16 protein-coding genes are annotated in these 20,343 nt (G+C 57.1%); 6 read left to right on the top strand and 10 right to left on the bottom strand.

The annotated features are described in order from the left end of the window. Window positions 1–2 precede the first annotated feature (2 nt). Complete coding sequence (gene nfuA / locus FS690_RS16000) at window positions 3–578, bottom strand: Fe-S biogenesis protein NfuA (RefSeq protein WP_039380973.1); 576 nt, start codon at window positions 576–578, stop codon at window positions 3–5. 58 nt (window positions 579–636) lie between these two features. Further along, a complete protein-coding gene (gene gntX, locus FS690_RS15995) occupies window positions 637–1,314 on the bottom strand; it encodes a DNA utilization protein GntX (protein WP_039380970.1) in 678 nt (225 codons plus the stop codon). 35 nt (window positions 1,315–1,349) lie between these two features. Here gntX and bioH point away from each other — a divergent pair, with 35 nt between their 5' ends. Further along, entirely contained in the window at window positions 1,350–2,123 is a 774-nt protein-coding gene (bioH, locus tag FS690_RS15990; RefSeq protein WP_039380968.1) for a pimeloyl-ACP methyl ester esterase BioH, read from the top strand. Here bioH and FS690_RS15985 read toward each other — a convergent pair. After that, the gene (locus FS690_RS15985) at window positions 2,104–3,789 is read right to left on the bottom strand and encodes an alpha-amylase family glycosyl hydrolase (RefSeq protein ID WP_039380965.1); all 1,686 of its coding nucleotides are present in this window, start codon (window positions 3,787–3,789) and stop codon (window positions 2,104–2,106) included. The genes bioH and FS690_RS15985 overlap by 20 nt on opposite strands. 126 nt (window positions 3,790–3,915) lie before the next feature. Then, complete coding sequence (locus FS690_RS15980) at window positions 3,916–6,237, bottom strand: Tex family protein (RefSeq protein WP_039385659.1); 2,322 nt, start codon at window positions 6,235–6,237, stop codon at window positions 3,916–3,918. A 246-nt stretch (window positions 6,238–6,483) separates the two neighbouring features. Here FS690_RS15980 and FS690_RS15975 point away from each other — a divergent pair, with 246 nt between their 5' ends. Together FS690_RS15975 and greB are read left to right on the top strand one after the other, a co-directional pair. Continuing rightward, window positions 6,484–7,605, top strand: coding sequence for an RNA-guided endonuclease TnpB family protein (locus tag FS690_RS15975; RefSeq protein ID WP_145339894.1), 1,122 nt, complete (start codon window positions 6,484–6,486; stop codon window positions 7,603–7,605). A gap of 109 nt (window positions 7,606–7,714) precedes the next feature. After that, window positions 7,715–8,200, top strand: coding sequence for a transcription elongation factor GreB (gene greB / locus FS690_RS15970; RefSeq protein WP_039380962.1), 486 nt, complete (start codon window positions 7,715–7,717; stop codon window positions 8,198–8,200). 53 nt (window positions 8,201–8,253) lie between these two features. Here greB and yjbE read toward each other — a convergent pair whose 3' ends face one another. Further along, window positions 8,254–8,499: an exopolysaccharide production protein YjbE gene (yjbE, locus tag FS690_RS15965; RefSeq protein ID WP_039380960.1), complete on the bottom strand. Its 246-nt coding sequence runs from the start codon at window positions 8,497–8,499 to the stop codon at window positions 8,254–8,256. A 498-nt stretch (window positions 8,500–8,997) separates the two neighbouring features. Here yjbE and ompR point away from each other — a divergent pair, with 498 nt between their 5' ends. After that, complete coding sequence (gene ompR, locus FS690_RS15960) at window positions 8,998–9,717, top strand: two-component system response regulator OmpR (RefSeq protein ID WP_001157751.1); 720 nt, start codon at window positions 8,998–9,000, stop codon at window positions 9,715–9,717. Then, window positions 9,714–11,072, top strand: a complete 1,359-nt coding sequence (gene envZ, locus FS690_RS15955) for a two-component system sensor histidine kinase EnvZ (RefSeq protein WP_145339893.1) — start codon at window positions 9,714–9,716, stop codon at window positions 11,070–11,072. The genes ompR and envZ overlap by 4 nt, the downstream gene beginning before the upstream one ends. Before the next feature lie 55 nt (window positions 11,073–11,127). Here envZ and pckA read toward each other — a convergent pair whose 3' ends face one another. The 4 genes from pckA to FS690_RS15935 all read right to left on the bottom strand — a co-directional run bounded on the left by pckA (window position 11,128) and on the right by FS690_RS15935 (window position 16,788). Further along, window positions 11,128–12,747, bottom strand: coding sequence for a phosphoenolpyruvate carboxykinase (ATP) (gene pckA / locus FS690_RS15950; RefSeq protein WP_145339892.1), 1,620 nt, complete (start codon window positions 12,745–12,747; stop codon window positions 11,128–11,130). Window positions 12,748–13,015: 268 nt separating this feature from the next. After that, on the bottom strand, window positions 13,016–13,888 hold the full coding sequence (hslO, locus tag FS690_RS15945) for an Hsp33 family molecular chaperone HslO (RefSeq protein ID WP_039380951.1): 873 nt from the start codon (window positions 13,886–13,888) through the stop codon (window positions 13,016–13,018). A 25-nt stretch (window positions 13,889–13,913) separates the two neighbouring features. Next, window positions 13,914–14,315, bottom strand: coding sequence for a ribosome-associated heat shock protein Hsp15 (gene hslR / locus FS690_RS15940; RefSeq protein WP_039380949.1), 402 nt, complete (start codon window positions 14,313–14,315; stop codon window positions 13,914–13,916). Between the two features lie 337 nt (window positions 14,316–14,652). Further along, the gene (locus tag FS690_RS15935) at window positions 14,653–16,788 is read right to left on the bottom strand and encodes an intracellular growth attenuator family protein (RefSeq protein ID WP_071669286.1); all 2,136 of its coding nucleotides are present in this window, start codon (window positions 16,786–16,788) and stop codon (window positions 14,653–14,655) included. Window positions 16,789–17,176: 388 nt separating this feature from the next. Here FS690_RS15935 and nudE point away from each other — a divergent pair, with 388 nt between their 5' ends. Continuing rightward, window positions 17,177–17,743 carry an ADP compounds hydrolase NudE gene (gene nudE / locus FS690_RS15930; RefSeq protein ID WP_039380943.1) on the top strand — a complete coding sequence of 189 codons (567 nt, stop codon included), beginning with the start codon at window positions 17,177–17,179 and terminating at the stop codon, window positions 17,741–17,743. A 30-nt stretch (window positions 17,744–17,773) separates the two neighbouring features. On the opposite strand, the gene mrcA is transcribed toward nudE, so the two are convergent. Beyond that, a complete protein-coding gene (gene mrcA / locus FS690_RS15925) occupies window positions 17,774–20,323 on the bottom strand; it encodes a peptidoglycan glycosyltransferase/peptidoglycan DD-transpeptidase MrcA (protein WP_145339891.1) in 2,550 nt (849 codons plus the stop codon). Window positions 20,324–20,343 lie beyond the last annotated feature (20 nt).

Below are 20,343 nucleotides of genomic sequence, written 5' to 3'. Positions count from 1 at the left end.
TATCAGTAGTAGGAGTGTTCGCCGCGCTGGTGTTCAGTGAGATCGCGAACCCCTTTCAGCTCCGGGAAGGCAGCCAGCAGCTCTTTCTCAATGCCATCTTTCAGCGTGACATCAATCATCGAGCAGCCGTTACAGCCGCCGCCAAACTGCAGCACGGCGATGCCGTCATCGGTGATCTCCATCAGCGACACGCGGCCGCCGTGGCTGGCCAGCTGCGGATTGATCTGCGCCTGCAGCAGATATTCGACCCGCTCTGCCATCGGCGCATCGTCAGAAACTTTACGCATTTTCGCGTTTGGCGCTTTCAGGGTCAGCTGAGAGCCGAGATTATCCGTAACGAAGTCAATCTCTGCATCTTCAAGATAGGGTGCGCTCAGCTCATCCACATAGGCAGAGAGTTTATCAAACTTCAGTTCGGTATCCGTTGCTTCTACCGCGTCAGGCGGGCAGTAGGAGACGCCGCACTCGGCGGTTGGCGTACCCGGGTTAATAACGAATACGCGGATCTGGGTGCCATCTTCCTGTTTTGACAGCAGTTTTGCGAAATGCTCTTGCGCAGTATCAGTAATACGGATCATGGCGATTGCTCAATAGTTGACTAAATTACCTGGTTATAATACGCCCAACACCGACGCTCTACAAGGTACGGCACAGGCAGCCAATATGGATGCTGGCGGCGCCCTCAGCCTGCAGCAGGCGGCTGATCTCCGCTACGGTGCTGCCGGTGGTGACCACATCATCAATCAGCAGGATATGGCGATCCTGCACCGGCATTTCAAGGCGGAACGCGCTGCGCAGATTATGACGGCGCGCGCGGGCATTAAGCTGATGCTGGGTGCTGCCGCGACGTATCCGGCTGACACCTTCACGATACTCACACCTCAGCCAGCGTGCGAGCGGCTGCGCAAGCAGCGCTGACTGATTAAAGCCGCGCTGCCAGGCGCGCTGATGATGCAGCGGCACGCTCAGCACCAGATCGAACGCTGTAGCGGGTTCATTCCGGCGCGTTGTTAACAATTTTAACAAAAGCAGCCGCGCCAGCATCACCCTGAGTGCGATCGCGCCGGAAAATTTCAGCTGCTGTACCCAGTCACTCAGCGGCGGAGTGTAATCGCTGACGCAGGTTAAGCGATGCCACGGCGGCGGCTGACGCAGGCAGCGACCGCAGCGCTGCGCTGCAGTGGCTGGCAGGCCGCAGCAGGGGCAGAGCGCCGGCAGGAGCGGCAGCTGATGCAGACAGAGAGTGCACAAGCCGTGGTGTGCAATCTGCAGCGGAAGATGGCATAGCCAGCAGCGGGCCGGGGTTGATAGCATAGCGACCTCTTTTTCACTTTTCGGGAGTGTAACCGATGAGTTCGCTTTACTGGCACACCACGGGCGCGGGCGATCGCGATCTTGTGCTGCTGCACGGCTGGGGACTGAATGCCGAAGTGTGGCAACACATTGTTCCGCGACTCAGTCCCCATTTTCGCCTGCATCTGGTGGATCTGCCCGGATTTGGCCGCAGCGCAGCGGCCGGTCCGCTGACGCTGATACAGATGGCGCAACAGCTGCTGCCGCAGCTGCCTGAACGCGCCACGCTGCTGGGCTGGTCACTGGGCGGGCTGGTTGCCAGCCAGCTGGCGCTGCTGCAGCCGGCGCGCGTTTCTGCATTGATCAGCGTAGCCTCCTCGCCCTGTTTTACCGCGCAGGCGGAGTGGCCGGGGATTAAGCCCGACACCCTGACCGGTTTTCAGCAGCAGCTCAGTGACGATTTCCGGCGCACTGTTGAGCGCTTTCTGGCATTACAGACCATGGGGACAGAAAATGCGCGTCAGGATGCGCGTCAGCTGAAAGAGGTGGTGCTGTCGCAGCCGATGCCGTCAGTTGCGGCGCTGCAGAGCGGGCTGGAGATTCTGCGGCAGAGCGATTTGCGCCCGACGCTGGACACTCTTAGCGTGCCGTTTCTGCGCCTCTATGGGGCGCTGGATGGGCTGGTACCGCGACGTATTGCCGCCGAGCTGGATGCGCGCTGGCCCGGCTCCCCGTCAGTGGTCATGGAAAAGGCAGCGCATGCGCCGTTTATCTCACATCCTGAGGCGTTCTGCGGGCACGTGACGCAGTTTATCCACGCAGCCACATAAACTGCCAGGCAGCGAGCGTCACCGGCGCGCTGCCGTCCACCTTTTGCCCGCTGACGATATCCTGGTAGTGGCGCGCCTGCGGCAGCGTGGCGGTAATTTCACGGCTGCTCAGGTTAAACAGGCACAGCAGCCCTTCTTCATCTGGCGCGTGGCGGCGAAACAGCAGGACTGCATTGTCGCTCTCCAGCAGAGTCATGGCGTTATCGGGATGAAAAGCGGGCTGGCGGGTGCGCAGCTGGATCAGCGCACTCAGCCGTTCAAACACCTGCTGACGCAGCCAGTCGCCGCCGCTGATCCACTGCTCCATTTCACGCAGGCTATATTTTTCGCGATTGATGGCGCGGTTGTGGCCGGCAGCGCGCACCCCTTCGTTATCGTTACGCGAGCCGAGGATGCTCTGAATATAAATCGCGGGCACGCCCGGAAACGCCAGCAGAATGGCGTGCGCCAGCAGGAAACGGCGCAGGCGCGTCTCATCATCATCGGTCTGATGGTTAAGCGCATCGAGATAGGTAACGTTGATTTCATAGGGGCTGGTGGTGCCGTCGGGGTTGTTTTTATATGACACCAGCGCGCCTTCCAGCGCCAGCTCACGCACCAGGGCAACAATTTCAGGCTCTGACAGAATGCCACGCGCCGGATTCAGGCCGATACCGTCATGCGAGGCGAGAAAGTTAAAAAAGGTGGTGCTGCCGCTGCCGGGCGTCAGCGAGGCGGCCCACTGACGCAGCGCGCGCGCTGAACCGGCATGGATCGCCTGCAGCACCAGCGGCGGCAGAGAAAACTGATATACCATCTGCGCTTCATCATCCCCGCGGCCAAAATAGCTGATGTTATCCTGGTGCGGCACGTTGGTTTCCGTGATGATCACCGTGCCCGGCGCAACAACATCGGCGACGGCGCGGAACAGCTTCACCAGCAAATGGGTTTTATGCAGGTGAATGCAGCGCGTGCCCGGCGTTTTCCACATATAGCCAACCGCATCCAGCCGCACATAATCCGCACCTTTTTTCAGGTAGTCGAGCAGCACGCCGATCATACGGATCAGCACATCCGGGCTGGCGAAGTTAAGATCGATCTGATCGGCGCTGAAGGTGGTCCAGATATAGCGCGTGCTGCCGTCGGCCAGGGTAAAAGGCGTAAGCAGCGGCGAAGTGCGCGGGCGGGTCACGGCGCTGAGATCGGTGGCCGGCGGCATACTGATAAAAAAATCATCCCAGCCCGGGTCCTGCGCCAGATAGTGACGAAACCAGGCGCTGTGCGCCGAGATATGGTTGCAGACAAAGTCGAACATCAGCCGCGTCTGGCTGTGCAGCGCCGCAATCTGCTGCCAGTCACCGCAGATCGGATTGACTTTGTGGTAGTCGATAACCGAAAAGCCATCATCGGACGAGTAGGGAAAGAATGGCAGCAGGTGCACCAGGTTAAAAGCAGACTGCAGGTGCTGCTGATAAAAGCGTGTAAAGCTGGCGAGGGTGGGCTGCTCCGGCTCACGAAACTGATCGGCGTAGGTGATGAGCACCACATCTTTCTCATCCCAGTGCGCTTTGCGTGGCATTTTCACGCTGTCGCGCGCGGCGCGAATATGTGACAGCAGACGCTCGCGCGCGATGGCGGGCAGGTCTCCTTCATAGATCTCATCGAGCAGGGCGTTGATTTTATCCATCAGATTGTCAGGCCACGCGGAAGGTCAGTGGATCACACAGATTTTTTCAGCGTAGCCTGACGGGACAATTTCGCAACCTGTTACCTGCAGCCATTTGCCGGCTGCAGGCAGATTAGCAGGCTAAAATCAGCGCTTTTTACCAAAAGCCGCAGCCAGCGCATCACCCATGGCACTGTTGCCTGCAGGCGCAGGCTTGCCGCGCCCTTTGGCCGGATTTGCGGCGCGCGCCGGTTCTCTGGCAGCAGGTCGGCTACCGCTGCGTGCATTGCTCTCACCCGGCTGTTCATCCAGACGCATAGTGAGCGCAATACGTTTACGCTGCAGATCCACTTCCATGACTTTGACCTTCACGATATCGCCTGCTTTCACCACCTGATGCGGATCTTCCACGAAGCGATCGGAGAGAGAGGAGATATGCACCAGCCCATCCTGATGCACGCCGATATCCACAAAGGCACCAAAGTTAGTCACGTTGGTCACGGCGCCTTCCAGAATCATGCCGGGCAGCAGATCGTTCATGGTTTCCACGCCTTCGGCAAACTGCGCGGTTTTGAACTCAGGACGCGGATCGCGGCCCGGCTTTTCCAGCTCTTTGATGATATCGGTCACGGTAGGCAGACCAAAGCGTTCATCGGTAAAGTCGCGCGCGTTCAGATTGCGCAGGCTGCCGGGATTTCCCATCAGCGCATCCAGCGCCTGCTCAGTGGCAGAGAGAATACGCTCCACCAGCGGATACGCTTCCGGATGCACCGTAGAGGCATCCAGCGGATTGTCACCGTGATTGATGCGCAGAAAGCCGGCGCACTGTTCAAACGCTTTTGGTCCGAGGCGGCTCACTTTCAGCAGCTGCTGACGGTTCTGAAAACGTCCGTTTTCATCACGCCAGCCCACAATATTCTGCGCCATCATGCGCGTCAGACCCGCTACGCGCGTAAGCAGGGCGACCGAGGCGGTGTTGAGATCGACGCCAACGGCGTTAACGCAATCTTCAACCACGGCATCCAGCTTTTTCGCCAGCTGACTCTGACTGACATCATGCTGATACTGGCCCACACCAATCGATTTAGGGTCAATTTTGACCAGCTCGGCCAGCGGATCCTGCAGGCGACGGGCAATAGAGACCGCACCGCGCAACGATACGTCGAGGTCAGGAAACTCCAGCGCCGCCAGTTCCGAAGCGGAGTAGACGGAGGCGCCCGCTTCACTGACGATCACTTTTTGTGCGCTGACCTGCGGAAACTGTTTCTGCACATCGAGGAAAAAGCGCTCGGTTTCGCGCGAGGCGGTGCCGTTACCAATCGCCACCAGCTCAACCTGATGCTTTATACAGAGCGCCGCGACGGCCGCCGCCGCTTTCGCCGCCTGACCGGTGTGCGGGTAGACTGTATCGGTGGCCACCAGTTTGCCGGTCGCATCGACTACGGCAACCTTCACACCGGTGCGCAGGCCAGGGTCAAGCCCCATTGTGGCGCGCATACCGGCCGGAGCGGCCATCAGCAGATCGTGCAGATTGCGGGCAAAGACGTTGATCGCTTCATCTTCGGCCCGTTCACGGATGGTGCCCATCAGTTCGGTTTCGAGATGCAGCAACACCTTGATGCGCCATGTCCAGCTCACCACCGCTTTACGCCAGCTGTCAGCCGGCGCATTATTCAGGCGCAGACCCAGGTGATCGGCAATCAGCGTTTCGCCATAGCTTTCACGCGGCGCCTCTTCAGACTGCGGATCGGCATTCAGCGACAGCTGCAGTACGCCTTCGTTGCGGCCGCGAAACATCGCCAGTGCGCGGTGCGAAGGCACGCTGCTCAGCGCTTCGTGATGATCAAAATAGTCGCGGAATTTAGCGCCCGCCTCTTCTTTGCCCTCAACGACACGTGCTACCAGATGGGCGTTTTTCCACAGATAGTCGCGCACTTTTGCCAGCAGCGCGGCGTCTTCGGCAAACCGCTCCATCAGGATATAGCGTGCGCCATCGAGCGCGGCGCGCGTATCCGCCACGCCTTTATCCGCATCCACAAAGCCTGCAGCTACCGCTTCCGGCTGCTGCGAGGGATCGTTCCACAATGTGTCAGCCAGCGGTTCGAGGCCCGCTTCAATGGCGATCTGGCCACGCGTACGGCGCTTCTGCTTGTAAGGCAGATAGAGATCTTCCAGCTCGGTTTTACTCAGCGTGCTGTTGATAGCCTGCGCCAGTTCCGGCGAGAGTTTGCCCTGATCGTCAATCGATTTCAGAATCGACTGGCGGCGATCGTCCAGCTCGCGCAGATAGCTCAGGCGGCTCTCCAGCGCGCGCAGCTGGGTATCATCCAGCCCGCCGGTGACTTCCTTACGGTAACGTGCAATAAAGGGGACGGTATTCCCTTCATCCAGCAGGCGTACGGCGGCATCAACCTGTTCGGCGCGTGCCTGCAGCTCACCTGCGATAATCTGGCTCAGCGAATCTTTCATCATCAGTAACGATCTTGCTTATCCGGGGTTAAAAACAGGGGACAGTTATACGGACTGAGGGCGTAAATTGCCAGCCAGCCGGGCGGCAATCCATCTTTTTCTGAATCGCGCCCGCATCTTGCTGCCTGCGGCAGCGTCGCTCATCAATTTGCGCGTAAGACCTCGCCCAATCGGGCGGGGATATAAGCGCGGTAACTGCGTAACACTCCTTGATTTTCTTACATAATGCGCCGTAATATGTAAAGCATGAAGCGCGCATATAACTACAGATTCTACCCAACACCCGATCAGGTTGAGTTACTGGCTCAAACGTTCGGTTGTGTGCGTTTTGTCTATAACAGCATTCTTCGCTGGCGCACCGATGCTTATTACGAACGGCAAGAGAAGATCGGCTATACACAAGCCAGCGCACGATTAACCGCACTGAAAAAAGAGCCAGATTTTGCCTGGCTCAATGACGTTTCCAGCGTGCCACTACAGCAAGCCCTGCGCCACCAACAAGCCGCCTTTTCTAACTTCTTTGCAGGTCGGGCAAAGTATCCGACATTCAAAAGCAAGCGCCATAAACAGGCCGCTACGCTGACGGATGCCGCGTTTAAATACCGCGACGGCAGGTTGTACATGGCAAAGAGCAAAGCGCCATTAGACGTGCGCTGGAGTCGCCCTTTGCCGTCCGTGCCGTCTACCGTTACCGTGTCCAAAGATTCAGCGGGACGCTACTTTGTTTCGTGCCTCTGCAGGTTTGAACCTGTATCACTGCCGATCACCGCTAAAACGGTCGGCATTGATGTTGGTTTAAAAGATTTGTTCGTCACCGATACCGGATTTAAAACCGGCAATCCCCGCCATACCGCTAAATATGCGAAGCGATTAGCCCTGCTACAGCGACGTCTGAGCAGGAAACAAAAAGGCTCAAAGAACCGCGCCAAAGCCCGCGCCAGAGTCGCCCGCATTCACGCGAAAATTGCTGATTGCCGCCTGGATAACCTGCACAAGCTATCCCGCAAACTCATTAACGAGAATCAAGTTGTTTGCGTTGAATCCCTGAAAGTGAAGAATATGATCCGCAACCCGAAACTATCCAGAGCGATAGCAGACGCGGGCTGGGGTGAATTAGTGCGCCAGCTTGAATATAAGGGCGAATGGTCGGGGCGATCCGTGGTCGCCATTGACCAGTTTTTCCCGTCCTCAAAACGCTGTAGCGGTTGCGGCTATACCATGCCAGAGATGGCGCTTAACGTTCGTTCGTGGATCTGCCCTGAGTGCGGGGCTAACCATGATCGTGACGTAAACGCCGCGAAGAATATAAAAGCGGTCGGGCTGACCGCGTTAGCCCACGGAGCGACTGTAAACCCTGAAGCCGCGTAATGCGGCTTAGGCAGGTTGCGTTGAAGTGGGAATCCTCGCCCTTTAGGGCGGGGAGCAGTCAATGTACGCAGCTGGCGACCTGCAAAACTGACATAAATGAGCCGATGTAATGAAAACTCAACTGATTACCCGCGAAGGCTACAACAAGCTGCGTGCCGAGCACGATCATCTGTGGAATGAGAAGCGTCCGGAGATCACCCGTATCGTCTCCTGGGCCGCCAGCCTCGGCGATCGGTCAGAAAACGCGGACTATACCTACAACAAACGGCTGCTGCGGCAGATTGACCGGCGGGTACGCTACCTGCGCAAATGCCTCGCTGAGCTGAAAATTGTTGATTACGCTCCGCAGCAGGAGGGCAAAGTCTTTTTCGGTGCGTGGGTAGAGGTGGAGAATGAGCAGGGGGAACAAAAGCGTTTTCGCATCGTCGGACCGGATGAAATCTATGGCGATAATGTGAAAGAGTACATTTCGATCGATTCACCTATGGCGCGGGCGCTGATCAAAAAAGAGGTCGATGATGAGGTCACCGTTAACACGCCTGAAGGACAAAAGATCTGGTTTGTGAATCAGATTACCTATCACGACAAGGCGTAAGTGAACTGCACTGCGCGTGGTGAGCCACAGGCAGCGCAGTCCCGGTATAGCGCTTACTTGCCCGGCACCGTTGCGGTAGTGGTTGAGGTGCTGCTGCCATTACCATCGCCACCGCCACCGCCCATGGTAGCCAGCGCCACGCCCAGCAGTGCTGCTACTGCGCCCACGCCAATCGCATCCGAGTTGCCTTTTGCCGTCGTTGACGCCTGCGCACCGGCGGCTTCACCGACTGACGTTGCCGCCTGAACCTGGGTAAGGCTGGAAAGAACCAGCGCGCTCAGCAGAACAACTTTTTTCATTTTTCTTCTCCACATGACACCGATCGGGTCGATACAGCAGAAGTGTCGGAGATCATCGGGCCGGGCGAAAGTGGTGTTTACTCGCTGATTTAACTGTCTTTATTTATGAATGGTCTTGGATTGTGCCGCCGCTGGCACTCTTCCGAGAGCGTTATCAGGCGCTAACCAGAATCTGCGCAGTTTTGTGCTGCCGGTGGTCTGCTATCCCGCTGAATTGATGTGAAAGCGCAGGGCAGGCTCTGGCAGAGCGGGAAAAGTGCGGTCGAGCCACGCGCAGTGAGAAAAAGTGCCGTTTTTTCAGACAAGCGCTAATCGGGGTAAAATCGAGTGGCAAAAGCGGGAGCGGAGCCGCATTTCAGGCAAGAAATTAAATATAAGCTCCTGTTTAATATGCTTTGTAACAATTTCGCTTAGAATATAAACCATAAATATCTGTCACAGACAGGTCCCTTATCCTCACAATATTGCTTCAGGCAATGGCGCCTTTGGGAGTTGAACATGCAAGAGAACTACAAAATTCTGGTCGTTGATGACGATATGCGTCTGCGCGCGCTGCTGGAACGCTATCTCACCGAACAGGGCTTTCAGGTGCGCAGTGTCGCTAATGCTGAACAGATGGATCGCCTGCTGACGCGTGAATCGTTTCATCTGATGGTGCTGGATTTAATGCTGCCAGGCGAAGATGGCCTCTCTATCTGTCGCCGTCTGCGCAGCCAGAGTAACCCGATGCCGATTATCATGGTGACAGCTAAGGGTGAAGAGGTTGACCGCATTGTCGGGCTGGAAATCGGGGCGGATGACTATATTCCCAAGCCGTTTAACCCGCGTGAACTGCTGGCGCGGATCCGCGCGGTGCTGCGTCGTCAGGCCAACGAGCTGCCGGGTGCGCCTTCACAGGAAGAAGCGGTTATCGCCTTCGGCAAATTCAAACTGAACCTCGGCACGCGTGAAATGTTCCGTGAAGATGAGCCTATGCCGCTCACCAGCGGTGAATTTGCCGTGCTGAAAGCGCTGGTAAGTCATCCGCGTGAGCCGCTTTCGCGTGACAAGCTGATGAACCTGGCGCGCGGGCGTGAATACAGCGCCATGGAACGCTCAATCGACGTGCAGATTTCGCGCCTGCGCCGCATGGTGGAAGAAGATCCTGCGCATCCGCGCTATATCCAGACCGTCTGGGGTCTGGGCTACGTTTTTGTGCCGGACGGCAGTAAAGCATGAGGCGACTGCGCTTCTCGCCCCGCAGCTCCTTTGCCCGCACCCTGTTGCTGATCGTTACCCTGCTGTTTGTCAGCCTGGTAACGACGTATCTGGTGGTGCTGAACTTCGCTATTCTTCCCAGCCTGCAGCAGTTTAATAAGGTGCTGGCCTACGAAGTGCGTATGCTGATGACCGATCGGCTGCAGCTGGAAGATGGGACACAGCTGGAAGTGCCACCCGCCTTCCGGCGCGAAATTTACCGCGAGCTGGGGATTTCGCTTTATACCAACGCGGCGGCAGAAGAGAGCGGGCTGCGCTGGGCGCAGCACTATGAGTTTCTGAGTGAGCAGATGGCGCAGCAGCTGGGCGGCCCGACCGATGTGCGCGTCGAGGTCAACAAAAACTCGCCGGTTGTCTGGCTGAAAACCTGGCTTTCGCCCGATATCTGGGTGCGGGTGCCGCTGACGGAAATTCATCAGGGTGACTTCTCGCCGCTGTTCCGCTACACGCTGGCGATTATGCTGCTGGCGATTGGCGGAGCCTGGCTGTTTATCCGGATGCAAAACCGGCCGCTGGTGGATCTGGAGCACGCGGCACTGCAGGTGGGCAAAGGCATTATTCCGCCGCCGCTGCGTGAATATGGAGCCTCTGAAGTGCGTTCGGTGACGCGCGCCTTCAATCAGATGGCGGCTGGCGTCAAGCAGCTGGCTGACGATCGCACCCTGCTGATGGCGGGCGTCAGTCACGATCTGCGCACGCCGCTGACGCGCATCCGTCTGGCGACCGAGATGATGGGTGAGCAGGATGGCTACCTGGCGGAGTCGATTAATAAAGATATCGAAGAGTGCAACGCCATCATCGAGCAGTTCATCGATTATCTGCGTACGGGTCAGGAGATGCAGACCGAGCGGGCCGATCTCAATAGCGTGCTGGGAGAAGTGGTCGCGGCTGAGAGCGGCTATGAACGCGAGATTGAGAATGCGGTGATGACCGATGAGCTGATGCTGAATATCAATCCGCTCTCGATTAAACGCGCGGTAGCAAATCTGGTGGTCAACGCTGCGCGATATGGTAACGGCTGGATCAAAGTCAGCAGCGGCCAGGAGCTTAACCGCGCCTGGTTCCAGGTTGATGATGATGGTCCCGGTATTAAACCCGATCAGCTGCAGCATCTGTTTCAGCCGTTTGTGCGCGGCGACAGCGCCCGCAGTACCAGCGGCACCGGGCTGGGGCTGGCGATTGTGCAGCGCATAATCGATGCGCATGAAGGCTCGCTGGAGATTGGTGCCAGCGAACGTGGCGGATTACGTATCCGCGCCTGGCTGCCGATGCCGGAAAACAGCACCGCGCTGGTCAGCGTCGCGCACAGCACCTGAGCAGACAGAAAAAAGGGCGGCAGTAGTGCCGCCCGCTGCAGTGGTTCAGCCGTGCTTACAGCTGCGGACCCGCCTGTACCAGCGCTTTACCCGCGTCGTTGTCGGTATACTTCTCAAAGTTAGTGATAAAACGCTGTGCCAGATCCTGCGCGGCCTGCTGCCACTCCGCTTCGCTCTGCCAGCTGCGGCGCGGATCCAGCGTGGCGGCGTCCACCCCGGCCAGCTGCGTCGGGATCTGCAGATTGAACACCGGCAGGGTCTCGGTCGCGGCGTTATCCAGCTCGCCTGCCAGAATCGCGTTGATAATCGCCCGCGTATCTTTCAGTGAGTTGCGCTTGCCGCTGCCGTTCCAGCCAGTGTTAACCAGATAAGCCTGCGCGCCCGCCGCTTCCATGCGCTTAACCAGCACTTCAGCATATTGCGTCGGATGCAGGGTCAGAAATGCGGCGCCAAAGCAGGCAGAGAAGGTTGGCGTTGGCTGCGTGACGCCGCGTTCAGTGCCGGCCAGCTTGGCCGTGAAGCCGGAAAGGAAGTGATACTGCGTCTGTTCTGGCGTCAGCCGTGAAACCGGCGGCAGCACGCCAAACGCATCCGCCGTAAGGAAAATGACCTTTTTCGCGTGACCCGCTTTGGAAACCGGCTGCACAATGTTTTCAATGTGATTGATCGGATAGGAGACGCGGGTGTTTTCTGTTTTGCTGCCATCGGCGTAATCCACGCTGCCGTCAGCACGCACCACCACGTTTTCCAGCAGCGCATCGCGGCGGATAGCGCGATAGATTTCCGGCTCTGCCTGTTCAGACAGGTTGATGGTTTTTGCATAGCAGCCGCCTTCAAAATTGAAGACGCCGTCATCATCCCAGCCGTGCTCATCATCGCCAATCAGCTGCCGCTCAGGATCGGTGGAGAGCGTGGTCTTACCGGTGCCGGAGAGGCCAAAGAACACGGCCACGTCGCCCGCTTTACCCACGTTCGCGGAGCAGTGCATGGAGGCGATGCCTTTCAGCGGCAGCAGATAGTTCATGATGGCGAAGAGGCCCTTCTTCATTTCGCCGCCGTACCAGGTACCGCCAATCAGCTGCATGCGTTCTGTCAGGTTAAATGCAACAAAATTTTCTGAGTTCAGCCCCTGCGCCTGCCAGTCCGGATTGGTACACTGCGCCGCGTTCATCACCACAAAATCAGGCGTGAAGCTGGCCAGCTCTTCATCGCTCGGGCGGATAAACATGTTTTTCACAAAGTGTGCCTGCCAGGCCACTTCCATCACAAAGCGTACGCTCAGGCGGGAGTCAGGATTGGCACCGCAAAAGGCATCCACCACAAACAGGCGTTTGCCTGAAAGCTGCTGGGTACAGCGATCCTTCAGCGCCTGCCAGGTCTCCTGCGAAAGCGGCTGATTATCGTTTTTACCGTTGCCGGTGCCATTCCACCACAGCGTATCGCGCGTCGTGTCATCGCGGACAATATATTTATCTTTCGGTGAGCGGCCGGTAAAAATGCCGGTATCCACGGCGATTGCGCCGCTCTGCGTCAGGGTGCCTCGCGCATAACCCTCCAGCTCCGGGCGGGTTTCTTCCTGAAACAGCGTGTCATAGTCAGGGTTATACACCACTTCGGTAGTGCCGCTGATGCCCAGGTCGGCGAGGTCTTGCGATGTCAGGCCGTTAACGCGCATGTGACTGCTCCTTAAATCGGTACTTCATTGCATTTTTAGGGGGTGTCTGCCGCGTGGCGCACTCGGTTGCGCAGGACAGATCGCGCGCAGTGTACACATCTGAGCAGAAGCGGAAAGTGAAGATAGTTAAAAATGCGAACTGGAACGTGACAAGCGGAGAAATCGGCTACTTATAAAAGTAAAGTTAGTGAAAATTAGTTAATTTCCGTGAAAAAACATGGGGGTATAGTTTTACGCGAAACGGGCGGCGTGGCCGCCCGCAGCGGAATCAGTGCAGCTGGTCGCTGTCGCTGACAGATTCGTTCCGGATGGCAGCAATATCAACTGCGTCATAGACATAGTGCGTGCCGCAATAGTCGCAGTGCATATCGATTTTGCCATCTTCTTCGAGGATCTCATCCACTTCGCTCTCTGGCAGCGTTTTAAGCACTTCACCGCAGCGCTGGCGCGAGCAGGTGCACTTAAACATAACGGGCAGCGGATCGTAAACGGTGGCTTCTTCCTGATGGTAGAGACGCCACAGCACATCGTTTGCCGGCAGCGTGATCAGCTCTTCCGCTTTCACCGTTTCCGTCAGCATAGCCAGATGATTGAAATCATCCTGACTGGTCTCCTGCGCGGGCAGCACCTGCAGTAAAATACCGGCTGCGCCCTGCTCAGTAGTACGGATAAACAGGCGGGTAGGCAGCTGCTCAGAACGCATGAAATAGTCTTCCAGACAGCCTGCCAGCGTATCCGCCTCAAGACCCACCACGCCCTGATAACGTTCGCCTTTTTCTGGTGTAATGGTGATAACCAGATAGCCGTTACCTGTCATCTCTTTCAGCGTGCTGCCGGGCGCAATCTCTGCACCTTCTTTCACGCGCGCCACGCCACGCAGCTCCTGACGGTTATTACCGTTGATCACTGCCAGCGTCAGCGGACCGTCACCCTGCAGCTGCACCGTGATATCACCGTCAAATTTCAGCGTGGCGGTCAGCAGACTGGTCGCAACCAGCAGCTCGCCCAGCAGCGTTTTTACCGGCTCTGCGTAGTCATGATTGCGGATAATGTCCTGCCAGGTATGGGAGACATTGACCAGCTCGCCGCGCACGGCAACGTTTTCGAACAGGTAACGGTGTAATTGATCTTGAACAGACATAAGTTTTCTCTCGCAGGGGTGGAAACTATTCATCACCCGACAGTTTAAATTTCATCAGATCGCGGCGCTCTTTTTTATCAGGCCGGCGATCCGGATGTGGCATAGTCAGCGCGTTCAGTTTGCGCGCCAGCGCCGTTTTTTCCCGTTTTTCCACGCTGGCGGCGGTTTCGCTATACATCAGTTGCGCTTCGCTGGCGGGGCGGCGCTGATCGCTGATGGCGTTAACGATCACCGTCCGCTCATCGTTTCCCTGTCGCAGCGTTAACTCCGCGCCGGATTCAACCAGCTTGCTGGGTTTGCTGCGCTGACCGTTATAGTGAACCTTGCCGCCTTCGATCATTTCACGTGCCAGCGCGCGGGTTTTATAGAAGCGCGCGGCCCACAGCCATTTATCAAGGCGTACGCCGTCGCTGATTTTCTCTTTCATTGTGGCTCCTGCTTTAACGCAGCGTTTCACCTTTACCGGTAAACGGGTCCGGCAGGGCGGCGCTGAAAAAGGGTGGCGGCCAGTCGGCGTCGGAAGCGGCTGACGCCCGGGCCTCTGCACCAGACGCTGGCCGGGCTCTCATCACCGCGTCGCGCTATATGCAACCGGCTCTGACGCGAACTTCGCAGAGGAAAAGCTGCAGATACCCGGAGATATGGGCAGAAAGTGATAAATCAAGGTGCGACGCGATGCCGCACCCTATCAGTTTAGCGTAAATGCCGGCCCCGACAGCCGTCGCAAAAAAATGCGCGTCAGGGTAGCACAGAAGGGCGGAGGGTCAGAACAGCGAGCGCACACTCTGCATAGTGCTGAGATTGTGGTTAAAGCATTTATCGTAATATTGCTGAATTTCAGCCATGCGCAGCCGGTTACGATGGATGCGACGCAGCGTCAGTAACCCGTTCACCAGCGCGGAAATCAGCAGTATCAGCATCAGCACAACGCTGCCGATGTAGCGCCATTGCGCCATGGCATCCGGTTCGTTATGCAGCATGATATGGCGTGTCCCGTTAGCGTCGGTACTCATACTGGTAATGATGCCGCTGGCGCTGAACGGCGTATGCAGCAGCATGCCCGCGATACGCTGCAGCTCGCGCCACTGTGAAGGCGCGTCCAGATCAAACAGGGAGACGGCAGGCTGCGGCTGCGTCACCAGCTGCCGGCCTTCATCGCTGATGATAAGAAAGCCGCCCGGCGGCGGGCTGTTAAGCGTTTCCGCCGCACGACGGGTTTCACGGGAAAAGAAGGTTGACGTCGCGGTATTCACCAGATTCTCCAGCGCTTCGGCACTGACAGGCCTTAACAGCACATTCATGCCGCTGAGTTTGCCGGTGTCCGCGCGGTGGATCAGCGAATCCCAGTCTTTTGCATTGCCCAGGTTAACCAGCGCATTTTTCAGCCGGACGCAATCCTGCTGCTGGCTGCAGAGATCCTGCGTCCTTAGCACCAGCTCGGAAAAATCATCCAGCAAAATCATGCCTGACTTCTGAATTGCTGAGGCGAGCTGCGGATTAAGCTTGGGATCGGTACTGGTTTCCGGATGCAGCTGGCGCAGGGTGGTATCCAGCAGCGCAGCGGCCTTGTCAATAATGTCAGACTGCGGCTGAGGCAGCGGAGCAGCTTTGTTCCAGTAGATAGCAGAGCAGTCAAAAGGCATGTAAGCGTAGGTGCGATTGCTCTGGTAATTGCCTGGCACCGAGCACATACCGGTTCCCGTCACCCTGAGCACATCGCCGACGTGCAGCGGCAGGGCAGAGAGCTTATCCACGCTGTCGACCTCAAGACTTTCCGTGCCTTTGACCCAGGCCAGGCTCAGCTTGAGCGGCATACTGAGCGGGATCCAGGTCAGCAGCATTGCCAGTACCAGCAGTGAACCGCAGGCCAGTACCAGATTCTTGCGCCACCGCTGGACCGGGAAATTCCTGACTTCATCCTGCAGCGACAAAAAACGCCCCTGACGCACAACCTGGCGGTTCAGATAGATATCCACTTCGGTGATCTGTCCCAGATCGTGAGCGATATAAGGCTGCCAGTGCGGCGGGTAGATGAGATCGATAATGCCCAGCGAAATGTTGCTCTGCTCCTGGTTCGATTCACCAAACAGGCCCCAGCGTTTCGGCGCACCGCGCAGGCAGTGAATATCACGCAGTCTTTTCTCACCGGGAAAACGACAGAGGAACCAGAGGCTGACGGCGATCATTACGCAGCCAGGCACCACCAGCCAGAGCAGGAGATTGCCCGGCAGCACCAGACCGAGAAAAAACAGCAAAAAAGCGCAGCTGATAACGACCGCTTCACGCGTACCGTCAGGCCGCGAAAGCTGGTACTCCTCGTGCGACTCTTTGCGCACCCGCAGTAACTCAACGTTTTCACTCTCTGCTTTACGGATAGAGGCGTTGGTACTGGCAGGCTGGATCAGCGGCGGCAGGGCGGGTTGCTCAATGGCGTAGTTAACCAGCGAGTGACCATTCAGAGAGATGACCAGCGGCAGCGTCTGCGTGCGGATCAGCTCAACGTAATTTTCATCGGCAATATACTGTTCCCAGAGCGGTGGCAGATGCACTTCCACTTCATCGAGATAGTAGCGCCATTTGTGCGGATCGTCGGTTGAGAGACCGTAGCGGGTGATGGAACGGGTAACCGGGTAGACATGATTGCTCTGAGCCGTCAGCGTCAGCGCTTCCGCTTCCGTAGCAAAGCGGGCGCGGGTGCGCGGCGGCTGACGTTTTGCCAGCGCAGCCAGATACTTTTCTACTGCGATGCGCTCATCATCAGAGAGTTTGCGGCAGGGCGGACTGATAAACGGCAGAGGTCGCGCTAACGGCGGACGATGCCGCATAGCGTACCAGTAAGTGATACCTGCTAATGATGAGCCGATCAGCATCACTGTCAGGATGACAATAAAAGTGCTCATGCTCAGCTCATTCCAGCCAACGAAATGCCTTCACGTTAACGTTCTACTCCCGGCGAAAATCGTAAGATGTGTCAATTCTGGCGAGCAGAAGAGGTTCTGACAAGAAGAAACACAGATAAAATAATGCGCTAAATCATCGGATTATAAATTATTAGATTAATCCCTAATAGGATGTTAACCAGGCAATACTCAATTAAATATCGGTATTTTCTGAATTTCGCGCTGAGGCGTTGACTTATGCTTAAAGCGAGCGAGCGCATAGCGCGCCATACGGCGTGCCGCGCAATCCGGCAGCGGCTTAGCCTGCGTTGCCTGTCGCACATTTGCGCGGCCTTCGGTATGCTGGCGCTATCGCATTTCACAAGGTTGTGCAACGTCTGAGGCTGATATGACCACTCCATTGAAAAAACCTGACATCCTCAAGGTAGAAGCGGTGGCCCGCTCCCGCCTGTTTACCATTGAAGCCGTCGATCTCGCTTTCAGCAATGGTGCACGCCGCGTTTATGAGCGCATGAAGCCTTCTGAACGCGAAGCGGTAATGATTGTGCCGATTCTCGGCGACGACGTTATCCTGATTCAGGAATATGGGGTGGGGCTGGAAAGCTATGAGCTTGGTTTTCCAAAAGGGCTAATCGATCCGGGCGAAAGCGCCTTTGAAGCGGCTGACCGGGAACTCAAAGAAGAGGCTGGCTACGGCGCGACGCGTCTTGAAGCCCTCGGCAAGCTCACCATGGCACCCTCTTACTTCTCCAGCAAAATGAATATCGTTGTGGCTGAAGGCCTCTATGAAGAGAAGCTGGAAGGGGATGAGCCGGAACCGCTGGTGGTACGACGCTGGCCGCTGAAGAATTTGCTGGCGCTGCTGGAAGAACCCGACTTCAGCGAAGCGCGTAACGTCAGTGCGCTGTTTCTGGTGCGCGAATGGCTGGTAAAACAGGGCCGGCTTGATTACTGAATAAAAAAGGCGCCCGCAGGCGCCTGTTTATCAGAACAGTTCGTGGCTTTCGCCATTGTCCATAATGGTTGTGCCGACGTCGTGCACGCTATATTCCACCGGCTGCGTGCCGTCAATGAAATACTCCTGACGCGTATTGCCACCACCGTTAGCCAGTTTGCCGGTTGCCCGGTCAATAGTCACGGTGACCACGCCTTCCGGCGGCGTCAGCGGCTGCACCGGTACGCCCTCCAGCGCAGATTTCATATAGTCATCCCACGCCGGCTGCGCGCTCTTGGCTCCGCCCTCGTAACCGGAAATCTGATCCGGAATCGCACCTGATACGGTTGAACGTCCCAGCGCGCGTGAATCATCAAAGCCAATCCAGACCGACGTCACCACACCCGGGCCATAGCCGGAGAACCAGGCATCTTTAGAGCTGTTTGTCGTACCGGTTTTTCCGCCAATATCATTTCGCTTCAGATCGCGTCCGGCACGCCAGCCGGTACCCATCCAGCCCGGCTCGCCAAAGATATTGGAGTTAAGCGCGCTTTTGATCAGGAAAGAGAGCGGGGTATTAATCACGTGCGGCGCATACTGCTGATCGCCTGCTGGCTGCGGCTGTGCCGGAACCTGCTCCAGCGCTGGCTGTGGCACCGTCTGATTCTTCGACTCATCAGAGGTGGCGACGTTCTCCACGCTCTCTTCATTCAGGGCAACTGACTTCTTCGTATCACCATAGATCACCGGCAGATTACACTGCGGACAGGCAATCTTAGGCTTTGTTTCAAAAATCACGCCTCCCTGCTCATCCTCAATGCGGGTGATGAAATAGGGGTCAACCAGGAAACCGCCGTTTGCCATGACCGCATAGCCACGCGCCACTTGCAGTGGGGTGAATGAAGCCGCACCCAGCGCCAGCGACTCGGTATGAATAATATTTTGCGCCGGGAAGCCAAAGCGCTGCAGATATTCCGCAGCATAATCGACGCCCATCGCGCGCATGGCGCGTACCATCACCACGTTTTTAGACTCTCCCAGCCCCTGCCGTAAACGGATAGGACCAGCATAGGTTGGCGGCGAGTTTTTAGGCCGCCAGTCTGCGCCTGCGCCGGCGTCCCAGCGGGAAATCGGCACATCGTTGAGGATAGAAGCCAGCGTCAGACCACGATCCATAGCGGCGGTATAGAGGAAAGGCTTGATGTTCGATCCCACCTGGCGCAGCGCCTGGGTGGCACGGTTAAACATGCTCTGATTGAAATCGAATCCGCCCACCAGCGCGCGCACTGCGCCATCTTCCGGATTCAGCGACACCAGCGCAGAGTTCACCAGCGGTACCTGACCCAGCCACCACTCATCGCCCACTTTACGTACCCAGATCTGCTGACCAGCCTGCAGCACCTGCGTGATACTGCGCGGCGTCGGGCCCTGCAGCGTGTCTGATTTATAAGGGCGCGCCCAGCGCACGCCGGAGAGTTTCAGCGCGACCGTGCTGCCATCTTTCAGTAAGGCCGTGGCCTCCTGAGCGCTGGCGCTGGTCACCACTGCGGCATTCAGCGGTCCGTAGGCGGGCAGTGTTTTCAGCGTTTTAAGAATACGCAGCTGATCCCAGCTGGTCTCGCCCACTTTCCATAACACGGCGGTCGGGCCGCGATAGCCGTGGCGCATATCATAAGCCATAACGTTATTACGCACCGCCTGCTGCGCCGCCTCCTGCAGGCGACGGGTTACGGTGGTATACACCTTGTAGCCGTCGTCATAGGCGCGATCGCCGTAACGTTTCACCATCTCCTGACGCACCATTTCACTGAGATAAGGGGCAGAAAAGGCGATCTCAGGACCGTGATAGCTGGCGGTCAGCGGCGTATTACGGGCCTCTTCATACTGCTGCTGTGTGATGTCGTTCTGATCCAGCATGCGCGCCAGCACCACATTACGACGCGCCAGCGCCCGGCTGTGCGAATAGAGCGGGTTGAAGGTTGAGGGCGCTTTCGGCAGGCCAGCGATCATCGCCATTTCACTCAGCGACAGCTGATCGACCGTTTTACCGAAATAGACCTGCGCCGCCGCGCCAACGCCATACGCGCGATAGCCGAGATAGATTTTATTGAGGTAAAGCTCAAGGATCTCATCTTTGCTCAGCAGCTGCTCAATGCGGATGGCCAGGAACGCTTCCTTGATTTTACGCATCAGCGTACGTTCAGGGCTCAGAAAGAAGTTGCGCGCCAGCTGCTGAGTAATCGTACTGGCACCCTGCGACGCATGGCCTGACATCAGCGCGATGCTGGCGGCACGGAAAATCCCCACCGGATCGACGCCGTGATGCTCATAAAAGCGGCTATCTTCGGTCGCGATAAATGCTTTGATCAGCTCTGGCGGCATCTGCTTCAGCGTCAGCGGTACGCGGCGTTTTTCACCATACTGGGCGATCAGCTCGCCATCGGCGCTGTAAACCTGCATCGGCGTCTGCAAACGCACATCTTTCAATGTGTTCACATCGGGCAGCTGCGGCTCTATATACTTGTACAAGCCATAAACCGTACCGGCTCCCAGCAAAATGCAACACACTGCAAGAATCAATAAATACTTTACGAACTTCACCTGAGAATTCCCATCTGTTG

It is taken from the genome of Pantoea sp. PSNIH1, assembly GCF_007680655.1.
Lineage (GTDB): Bacteria > Pseudomonadota > Gammaproteobacteria > Enterobacterales > Enterobacteriaceae > Pantoea > Pantoea eucrina.
Note: the sequence above shows the minus strand (reverse complement) of the source record. Positions and strands in the feature narration are given on the sequence as shown.

Coding starts and splice junctions, on each gene's coding strand:
- nfuA (WP_039380973.1), bottom strand. CDS start 578: ATGATCCGTATTACTGATACTGCGCAAGAGCATTTCGCAAAACTGCTG.
- FS690_RS15935 (WP_071669286.1), bottom strand. CDS start 16,788: ATGAGCACTTTTATTGTCATCCTGACAGTGATGCTGATCGGCTCATCA.
- hslR (WP_039380949.1), bottom strand. CDS start 14,315: ATGAAAGAGAAAATCAGCGACGGCGTACGCCTTGATAAATGGCTGTGG.
- ompR (WP_001157751.1), top strand. CDS start 8,998: ATGCAAGAGAACTACAAAATTCTGGTCGTTGATGACGATATGCGTCTG.
- bioH (WP_039380968.1), top strand. CDS start 1,350: ATGAGTTCGCTTTACTGGCACACCACGGGCGCGGGCGATCGCGATCTT.
- FS690_RS15975 (WP_145339894.1), top strand. CDS start 6,484: ATGAAGCGCGCATATAACTACAGATTCTACCCAACACCCGATCAGGTT.
- FS690_RS15980 (WP_039385659.1), bottom strand. CDS start 6,237: ATGAAAGATTCGCTGAGCCAGATTATCGCAGGTGAGCTGCAGGCACGC.
- envZ (WP_145339893.1), top strand. CDS start 9,714: ATGAGGCGACTGCGCTTCTCGCCCCGCAGCTCCTTTGCCCGCACCCTG.
- greB (WP_039380962.1), top strand. CDS start 7,715: ATGAAAACTCAACTGATTACCCGCGAAGGCTACAACAAGCTGCGTGCC.
- nudE (WP_039380943.1), top strand. CDS start 17,177: ATGACCACTCCATTGAAAAAACCTGACATCCTCAAGGTAGAAGCGGTG.
- hslO (WP_039380951.1), bottom strand. CDS start 13,888: ATGTCTGTTCAAGATCAATTACACCGTTACCTGTTCGAAAACGTTGCC.
- pckA (WP_145339892.1), bottom strand. CDS start 12,747: ATGCGCGTTAACGGCCTGACATCGCAAGACCTCGCCGACCTGGGCATC.
- yjbE (WP_039380960.1), bottom strand. CDS start 8,499: ATGAAAAAAGTTGTTCTGCTGAGCGCGCTGGTTCTTTCCAGCCTTACC.
- FS690_RS15985 (WP_039380965.1), bottom strand. CDS start 3,789: ATGGATAAAATCAACGCCCTGCTCGATGAGATCTATGAAGGAGACCTG.
- gntX (WP_039380970.1), bottom strand. CDS start 1,314: ATGCTATCAACCCCGGCCCGCTGCTGGCTATGCCATCTTCCGCTGCAG.